The organism is Roseateles sp. P5_E11, assembly GCF_054049355.1.
In genome coordinates this window covers 1-1,891 of the sequence record NZ_JBFUMO010000832.1, presented here as the reverse complement: position 1 = coordinate 1,891, position 1,891 = coordinate 1, and the positions used below count along the sequence as shown (strand labels likewise).

Here is a 1,891-nt window from a genome sequence, read left to right as displayed (position 1 = left end):
GACTTCTTGGTAGCCATGATGCAGGGTCAATCAGAGAGGGTGCGAATGCTATCATCCGACCCCGTTGAAGCGCCCCTGAAAGGCGCTTTTCTTTAGCCAAATCAAGGGCTTACGCGCGAGCTTCATGCGGCTGAATTCGATCAAGCTGGCCGGCTTCAAATCCTTTGCTGAACCCACGACCTTCCAGTTGCCTGGGCAACTCGTCGGCGTCGTCGGGCCCAACGGCTGCGGCAAGTCCAACATCATGGATGCGGTGCGCTGGGTGCTGGGCGAGAGCAAGGCGAGCGAGCTGCGTGGCGAGTCCATGCAGGACGTCATCTTCAACGGCTCGGGCAACCGCAAGCCCGCGGGGCGCTCCAGCGTGGAGCTGGTGTTCGACAACCAATCCGCCCGCGCCGGCGGCCCGTGGAACCAGTTCACCGAGATCGCCGTCAAGCGCGTGCTGACGCGTGACGGCACCAGCAGCTACTTCATCAACAACCAGCCGGTGCGCCGCCGCGACGTGCAGGACGTCTTCCTGGGCACGGGGCTGGGGCCGCGGGCCTACGCCATCATCGGCCAGGGCACCATCTCGCGCATCATCGAGAGCAAGCCGGAAGAGCTGCGCCTGTTCCTGGAAGAAGCGGCCGGCGTGTCCAAATACAAGGAACGCCGCCGCGAGACCGAGAACCGTCTCAAGGACACCCGCGAGAACCTGACCCGCGTCGACGACATCCTGCGCGAGCTGAACGCGAATCTGGAGAAGCTGGAACGCCAGGCCGAGGTCGCGGCGAGCTATCGCAGCCTGCAGGACAGCGGCACGCTGAAGCTGCACCAGCTGTGGTTTCTGAAACTGCGCGACGCCGGCAACGAGGCGACGCGCGTCAAGGCGGCACACGCCGAGGCGCTGAATGCGCTGGAGTCGCGCACTGCCGAGCTGCGCGCCGTCGAGGCCACGCTGGAAGAAGTTCGCCAGGCCCACTATGCGGCGGGCGACGAGTTGCACGCGTCACAAGGCCGCTACGCCGAGGCCCAGCTCGAAGTGAGCCGGCTGGAAGAGCGCATCCGCTTTGTCGTCGAGAGCCGCAACCGCGCACAGGCCCGCCTGGCCGAGTTGCACACGCAGGACGGCCAGTGGCGCGAGCGCGTCGAGCAGGCCAAGGCCGAGCTGGAAGGCATTGCCRAGCAGATTGCCGGCGCCGACGAACAGAGCGAGATCCTGGCCGCCCAGGCCGAGGAACAGCAGGCCCAGCTGCCGCAGAGCGAGGACGCCGTGCGTGCCGCCCAGGCCCGAGCCAACGAGCAGCGTGCCCTGGTCGCCCAGGTGCAGCAGCAGATCCAGGTGCTGGCCGCCGAGAGCCGCAGCGTGGACGAGCAGGCGAAGGCGCTGCGCCAGCGCGAGGACAAGCTGACGGCCGAGTCGCGCGCGCTGGGTGCTCCTGATCACGAAGCCCTGGAAGCCCTGCGCGAACGCAGTGCTGCAGCCGACGAGGCGCGCGATCTGTCCGACGCTCGCCTGCAGGAATTGGCCGAGCAGGTGCCGCAACTCGAAGAGCAGCGCCGCAACGCCCAGCAGGACACTAACGCCCAGCTCGCCCGGCAGTCCGACCTGACCGCTCGGCTCGAAGCGCTGAAGGCCCTGCAGGAGAAGGTGCAGACCGAGGGCAAGCTCAAGCCCTGGCTGGCCAAGCATGGCCTTGATGGCTTGCAAGGCCTGTGGACCAAGCTGCACATCGCCCAGGGTTGGGAGAACGCGCTGGAAGCCGCGCTGCGCGAGCGCATGGGCGCTTTGAGCGTCGGCCGGCTGGACACGGTGCGTGCCTTCGAGGCCGACTCGCCGCCAGCTCGCCTGGCTTTTTATTCGACGCCGAGCGGCTCCATCGCCAACACGCACGAGACGCTGCCCAAGCTC

1 protein-coding gene is annotated in these 1,891 nt (G+C 67.1%); it reads left to right on the top strand.

Annotated elements, in window-relative coordinates:
* Window positions 1-124 precede the first annotated feature (124 nt).
* A partial coding sequence (locus tag ACXJKR_RS31140) for a chromosome segregation SMC family protein (protein ID WP_457326145.1) occupies window positions 125-1,891 on the top strand: 1,767 nt, incomplete at its 3' end.